At 48.5% G+C, this 6,999-nt stretch carries 5 protein-coding genes and 1 CRISPR repeat array; all 5 genes read left to right on the forward strand.

Features of this window, described 5'->3' with window-relative positions:
- Complete coding sequence (locus CRO74_RS11895; protein ID WP_097126285.1) at positions 1–2,292, forward strand: CRISPR-associated helicase/endonuclease Cas3; 2,292 nt, start codon at positions 1–3, stop codon at positions 2,290–2,292.
- A 7-nt stretch (positions 2,293–2,299) separates the two neighbouring features.
- Positions 2,300–3,034, forward strand: coding sequence for a CRISPR-associated endonuclease Cas6 (locus CRO74_RS11900; protein WP_097126286.1), 735 nt, complete (start codon positions 2,300–2,302; stop codon positions 3,032–3,034).
- 64 nt (positions 3,035–3,098) lie between these two features.
- Positions 3,099–4,190 (forward strand): CRISPR-associated endonuclease Cas1, encoded by a 1,092-nt coding sequence (gene cas1 / locus CRO74_RS11905; protein ID WP_097126287.1) that lies wholly within the window; start codon positions 3,099–3,101, stop codon positions 4,188–4,190.
- On the forward strand, positions 4,187–4,477 hold the full coding sequence (gene cas2, locus CRO74_RS11910; RefSeq protein WP_097126288.1) for a CRISPR-associated endonuclease Cas2: 291 nt from the start codon (positions 4,187–4,189) through the stop codon (positions 4,475–4,477). The genes cas1 and cas2 overlap by 4 nt, the downstream gene beginning before the upstream one ends.
- Positions 4,478–4,485: 8 nt before the next feature.
- Positions 4,486–5,073 (forward strand): CRISPR-associated protein Cas4, encoded by a 588-nt coding sequence (cas4, locus tag CRO74_RS11915; RefSeq protein WP_097126289.1) that lies wholly within the window; start codon positions 4,486–4,488, stop codon positions 5,071–5,073.
- Positions 5,074–5,268: 195 nt separating this feature from the next.
- Positions 5,269–6,998: a CRISPR direct-repeat array (repeat unit 37 nt; unit sequence ATTCCAGAGGCTAATCCACGAGAAGAAGGATTGAAAC).
- Position 6,999 lies beyond the last annotated feature (1 nt).

Raw genomic sequence — 6,999 nt, forward strand, 5'->3', positions numbered from 1 at the left:
ATGCTCGATCATTTATTAGCTAAAACCAAAGACCATGAGTCGCTTGGTATGCATACGGGTTTGGTACTAAAAGCCTGGGCCGAACTCAGGCAACGATACGGCACTATACTGGGCGAAGATGAAGCGTTTTGGTTTGATAGTTTTGTAGCTGCTCTATTCCATGACTTCGGTAAAGCATCACTGAATTTTCAGAATATGCTACTTAAAGCTTTGAAAGAGCCAGTGGTCGAGAAAGGCTATGAGCCTATGCGTCACGAGTTTATTTCTGGTATGTTGCTGGCGGCTCATACAATGTTGAGTAATCGAAGCCGGAAAGATTTACCTACAAACACAGCGCAGATTTTCGCCGTATTTACGCACCACAAAGATTTTACCCCACAGCTATTTTCCGAAGATGGTAATAAGCAATGGAAAATAAGGCCCGAAGATGCCAGTGCTTTTTTTGCGTTCGCCAGAAAAGAAATCATCGACAATTTTCCAAGACAAGTTGATTTTCTAAATGATATAGAGTCTGCCTGGACATTCATAGCTAATAAACCAACTCACTCTTTACTCTTAGTAAAAGATGGAGCCATTGTTGAACCAACTCTTAAAGAACTCAAGAGTGCCCGACGGTATGATTATCGTCGGACGTATCTGATGCAGAAAGCTGTTCTGGTCATTGCTGACTGGACCGCTTCAGGCCATCGTTCCATAGAACAGGAATTACGTTATGATACCGAATTAGTTCGGCGGAAAGTGGAGGAGAGAGTATCGAAAGCTAAGGGTACGTTTACTGGTTTTAGAGACTTCCAGAAGGAAAGTGCAATCATTCCAGGTAACGTATTGGCTATTGCGCCTACCGGTAGTGGTAAAACTGAAGCCGCTTTGTTGTGGGCCAGTCAGCGCGAGGGGTACGAGAAAATAGTATATCTCTTGCCTACCCGCGTTACCGCCAATGCACTATTCAAGCGGTTAGATGATTTCTTCGGCATGACAACCGACCCGCAACCAGAGCGATACACGGCGGTTGTTCACTCATCGGCCAAACTCTTTCGGCTTGATTTAGATGAGAGCTATCAGAGTCTTGATTACCTGCGGGAGTCAGCCTTTTTCAAAGCCGTAACGGTTGGCACAGTGGACCAAATGTTAACACAGGGATTTAACCTCGGCTGGTGGGAAATGAAAACGTTTCACCTGTTTCGGGCGCGAGTTATTCTGGACGAAATCCACGCATATGCCCCTTACACGTTAGGGCTAATCGTCGCTACCATTCGTTATTTACGGCAGCACTTCCAAACGCAGTTCTATATTATGACGGCTACCATGCCTCAAAAGCTGCAAATGCTACTCGCTAATGAGCTGAGGATAGAACAGAGCCAAATCTTACATGATAAAGAGTTGTTAACAAAAAAGCGTAATAGGTTTTTTGTCAGTGACTTATCCGTCGATCAGCTAAGGCTAAGCATAGAACGCGATTTATATGCTGGCAAAAAAGTTTTACTGGTTGTAAACACAGTGGACGAAGCTATTAGACTTTACGAAGCATACGACGGGTTTCAGCGCACCTGCTATCATTCACGATTTATTGCTAAACACAGAACAGATAAGGAGAAAGCTATTTTAGCAAATGAGGAAAACTCCCCAAATGAAGGTTTCCTGCTCATTGCGACACAGGTTGTAGAAGTCTCTTTGGATATTGATTATCACGTCCTTTATACAGAGAATGCTCCTATTGATACCATTATACAACGGGCGGGGCGGGTGAATCGTAAACGCCGGGAAACATTAGGCGAGATAATTGTTTTCCCACATTCAGCAAAAGCGGAAGAATTCATTTACACAAGCCCGGTGGGGATTCTGACAACGACCTTTGATGTATTGAAACAGCATCAGAACGAAGCGTTATCCGAGCAGGATTTGTTGAATATGGTTGAAGAAGTGTATGGAGAATGGGATGTGCAGGACGATATAATGTATCAGGATGCGCTAACCAAATATGAACGGCTCTTACACGAAAAGTGCAGCTATGTTTATGACTTTAGTGATGAATTGGAGCAGGTTTTTACTCGTGAGGGATTAGATACGGTCAATGTTATCCCTGACTGCTATAAAGCCGAATTATTCGGAAGAAGTATTTTGGAGAAAAGTAAACATGAGGTCGCCATCCGTAATCATCGTTTCAAGTCTGGTAGACATACTGCTGATCAAGACCATAGTTGGTTTAAGTATTTTGACTGCGATTACGACTATGAAAAAGGTCTACGCTTCAAAAAAAAAGCTGATACTCAACCACACACTTACAACCACTAACCCACTAATGCCACACCGCGCCCAAACCTTAATTCCCATCACCACCGTTACTTTTCCTGAAATCGCGTTGCGGACGCGGGATGCGCACAAGCTGCGGGGGTACTTTGGCGAGTTGTTCCGGGAACATTCGCCCCTGCTGCATAATCACCTGGAAAGTGAAGCCGGGGCCGAGGGAGCCACGGCGGTAAAGTTTCGGTACGCCTACCCGCTGGTGCAGTATAAGGTGCTCGACCGCGTACCGACGCTCGTCGGGCTGGGGGAGGGGGCAACCCTGCTCACGCAACTGTTCCTGCAAATCCGGGAGGTGCAGATCGAGAACGATACATTTCCGGTGTTGAGCAAGCACATTCGCCATGAGCGGGTGCCCATTGGTCTGGCCCGTGGCGACGGACCGCTCGACCTGATCGAGTATCGGTTCGAAACGCTTTGGATGGCCCTCAATCAGGCCAATTACCGCGATTACCGCAGCTACTCCGAACAGGAACAGCAGGCCCAGTTAAAACGGGTGCTTACCAGCCAGCTCTTGGCGTTGTTCCGCGAGTTCGGGCTGTGGCTGGAACCCCACGAGCGCATCATGGTGCGGTTGTCGGTGGAAGAACGGAGCACGCAATTCAAGAATCAGACAATGGTTGCCTTTACGGGCGGCTTCCTGACCAACGTCGTCCTGCCCGACGGCATCGGCCTGGGAAAAGCCGTGTCGAGGGGGTTCGGAACGCTGACGCGAATGAATAATGGAAAATGAAAAATGCACAATGAACACTGGCCGGTCTCAATCTCATTATCCATTGTACATTATCCATTAACACATGCAACTCCACATCAGCACCTACGGGACCTATCTGCACGTGAAAGACGCCATGTTCGATGTTCGGCGGAAGGGCGAGGATGGGAAAGTCATCACCGCGACTTATTCGGCCGAGAAGGTGACGCATATTCTGCTGGCAACAGGCACGTCGCTAAGTACCGATGCCGTGCGGCTGGCCATGCGCCATAACGTCGATATTGTGTTTATCGAACAACAGGGCGATCCCATTGGGCGGGTGTGGCACGCCAAGCTGGGGAGTACGACCAAAATCCGGAAACGGCAACTGGAGGCCAGTCTGGGGCCGGAGGGGTTAAGGTGGGTGCGGGCCTGGCTGCTGGCAAAACTCGACAACCAGACGGGGCTTATCCGAAGTCTGAAGAAACACCGACCGCAACATGCCGATTACCTGGACGATAAACTCACCCGAATGGAAGCGCTGGCCCTGTCGATCAGTACCCTTGCGTCGGCTGATGGGCCAACCGCACGCGTAGCCGACGTGGCGGATACCCTGCGCGGGTTGGAAGGCACGGCGGGTCGACTGTATTTCGAGACACTGAGTTATGTATTGCCCAAAGAATACCAGTTCAACGGGCGGAGTAGTCGGCCCGCGCAGGACGCCTTCAATGCGTTTTTGAATTACGGCTACGGGATGCTGTACGGAAAGGTGGAAAAAACGCTGATGATGGCCGGGCTTGACCCGTATGTGGGGTTTCTGCACCGCGACGATTACAACCAGTTGAGCATGGTGTACGACTTCATCGAACCCTATCGGGGCTGGACCGACGAGGTGGTGTTTCGGCTATTTACGGCCAAAAAAGTCAACAAATCTCATGTGAGCGAGGTGTCGGGCTCACGATCAGCCGTATCCACTGTGGCAGCATCCACTGGGGCAGCATCCACTGGGGGGCTTTCGTTGAATGCCGAAGGGAAAGCCTTATTGGTGAATGCCTTCAACGAGGCTATGGATAATGACCCGATTCGCTACCGGGGCCGGAATCTGGTGCGTAGCCATTGTATGCAACTCGACGCGCATCAGTTTGCGAATGAACTCATTGGAAAAACGGGCGGTCTGCCCGATCTCGTCAAGCTATGATTATTTGGGTTCTCTACGATATTGTTAAAGACAAGGCCCGTACGAAAGCGGCCAAACGATGCCAGCAGGCGGGTTTATACCGGGTTCAGTTTTCGTGTTTTCTGGGTACGCTAACGCAGAATCAGAAAGATACCCTGCAACTGCAACTGGAAGAGCTGATCGACGAGGAGACCGACAAGGTGTATATTTTCCCAATGAGCCGGGGAGAATTGCAACAAACGGCCTTGCTGGGGCAAGCGTTCGACAAAAAACTGGTCACCGACGAAATCAGAGCACTCTTTTTTTAGCTTTTCCCATGACCCTCACACCCTCGAACATTATCGAATATCTGTTTTGTCCCCGGTTTACGTATTTCGAGTACGTACTGGCGATTCCGCAGTATGAAGAGAAGAATTACAAGGTTATGCGCGGGCGTAATCTGCACGACGAGCGGCTGGAGCGCAACAAGGACTACCTCCGCAAGCGACTCGGGCGACCCGGTGCGCCGGTCACGGAAAAACACACGGATCAGTATTTGACTAATGAATTAATTCGTGGGGTGGTCGATGAGGTGCTTGGTTTCGGCGATGGAACGATGGCCCCCCTGGATTATAAGTTTGCGGAGTACAAAGATAAGGTCTACGACACGTATCGAACGCAGTTGTATTGCTACGCCTGGCTCATCGAAGCAAACTTCGGACGGCCGGTTGACCGGGGGTATATTGTATACACCCGTAGTAATAACCGAGTGGTTGAAATTCCGGTTACGGAAGCGGATACACTAGCTGTAAAGCGGGCAGCCGAAGCGATTTTTACGATCATCGACCGCAATTTTTACCCGAAGGCTACCAAGGTGAAAGCCCGTTGTGTAACTTGCACCTACCGCAATATTTGCATCAAATAAGCCTGGTCCGGGGAGCAACGTATTTTGAATGGGCTCAAATTGGTTAGTAGTGCGCTGGTTGTCAGTATGTTGTGTTTACGGAAGGTTTGTAAAAATTGCCAGTTTCTTATGTACTTTGACCTGCTAATAAACAAGAAAGAGTGTCCTGAAAAAGGCATTAATGCCTTGCCTATGAGTCAGTTAAGTGCCCCGACTATTCCAGAGGCTAATCCACGAGAAGAAGGATTGAAACAATTATTGTCCCGCAAGTATAGCCATATTGTATGGCTTCCAGAGGCTAATCCACGAGAAGAAGGATTGAAACGGCATAAAGAGGGAGGGGTTCCAGTTGCCAAACATTTTCCAGAGGCTAATCCACGAGAAGAAGGATTGAAACTTTCAGTCCGGAAGCGGGCAATCTGGACAACCTTATTTTCCAGAGGCTAATCCACGAGAAGAAGGATTGAAACGCGGCATAATCCTAATTATATAAGCCGCTAAAAGAAAATTCCAGAGGCTAATCCACGAGAAGAAGGATTGAAACATTGCCTGTGCCAATACGTTCGGCTCCGGTGCTACCATTCCAGAGGCTAATCCACGAGAAGAAGGATTGAAACTCCGAAAAAAACAATTCGATATTACCCAGCTAGAGCAATTCCAGAGGCTAATCCACGAGAAGAAGGATTGAAACATAAGCCGCTGTTCAATCTTATACTGGCTTATTACTTATTCCAGAGGCTAATCCACGAGAAGAAGGATTGAAACTGTTTCCAGATGCCCTACTTCGTGAAGCAGCACAAACATTCCAGAGGCTAATCCACGAGAAGAAGGATTGAAACCTCGACTGTTGCTCTAGCTGGGTAATATCGAATTGTTATTCCAGAGGCTAATCCACGAGAAGAAGGATTGAAACCAGATTCTTTTTCAGCTCATCCCCCAGCCCCTCCAGCTATTCCAGAGGCTAATCCACGAGAAGAAGGATTGAAACCTACCCGCTGCTGACGTTCACGGTCGGCGAAAAATTCATTCCAGAGGCTAATCCACGAGAAGAAGGATTGAAACAGAAAACCCGTCAGCACGTCGATTATGTGCGTCAGTTATTCCAGAGGCTAATCCACGAGAAGAAGGATTGAAACTCGAGGAGTCAGACGTAGAGTTCGGGCCTGACATCGATTCCAGAGGCTAATCCACGAGAAGAAGGATTGAAACGTGGTTGGGCAGCGTGGAACCTTGCTCGTCGTTTTATTCCAGAGGCTAATCCACGAGAAGAAGGATTGAAACCGCGGATCACTAAGGGAGGTACACCACCGTACAAACTATTCCAGAGGCTAATCCACGAGAAGAAGGATTGAAACTTAACAAACCATTCGCCTGTCGGCGGTAAACTACACATTCCAGAGGCTAATCCACGAGAAGAAGGATTGAAACTCCAGTCTTCGCGCTCTCCAATCTATCCCCAATGCAATTCCAGAGGCTAATCCACGAGAAGAAGGATTGAAACTCCAGTCTTCGCGCTCTCCAATCTATCCCCAATGCAATTCCAGAGGCTAATCCACGAGAAGAAGGATTGAAACTCCAGTCTTCGCGCTCTCCAATCTATCCCCAATGCAATTCCAGAGGCTAATCCACGAGAAGAAGGATTGAAACAAAAATAAACCCCGCCCGATGGGGCATGGTGCAAGCCATTCCAGAGGCTAATCCACGAGAAGAAGGATTGAAACTACAATTTATGCCCAGCGGTACCGGCAAACGTTTTGGATTCCAGAGGCTAATCCACGAGAAGAAGGATTGAAACGGTAGTTACGGGCGACAGGATAGCCGCCCCAGTGGAAATTCCAGAGGCTAATCCACGAGAAGAAGGATTGAAACAGGATTTCAGTCTCGCTGAGCTGAAGACGATTTTCAGCAAATTCCAGAGGCTAATCCACGAGAAGAAGGATTGAAACC

The sequence above is a fragment of the Spirosoma fluviale genome (assembly GCF_900230225.1).
Taxonomy (GTDB): Bacteria; Bacteroidota; Bacteroidia; order Cytophagales; family Spirosomataceae; genus Spirosoma; species Spirosoma fluviale.

Bases quoted from the DNA above. Each gene is read 5' to 3' on its own strand.
- CRO74_RS11895 (WP_097126285.1), top strand. From the start codon at position 1: ATGCTCGATCATTTATTAGCTAAAACCAAAGACCATGAGTCGCTTGGT.
- CRO74_RS11900 (WP_097126286.1), top strand. From the start codon at position 2,300: ATGCCACACCGCGCCCAAACCTTAATTCCCATCACCACCGTTACTTTT.
- cas1 (WP_097126287.1), top strand. From the start codon at position 3,099: ATGCAACTCCACATCAGCACCTACGGGACCTATCTGCACGTGAAAGAC.
- cas2 (WP_097126288.1), top strand. From the start codon at position 4,187: ATGATTATTTGGGTTCTCTACGATATTGTTAAAGACAAGGCCCGTACG.
- cas4 (WP_097126289.1), top strand. From the start codon at position 4,486: ATGACCCTCACACCCTCGAACATTATCGAATATCTGTTTTGTCCCCGG.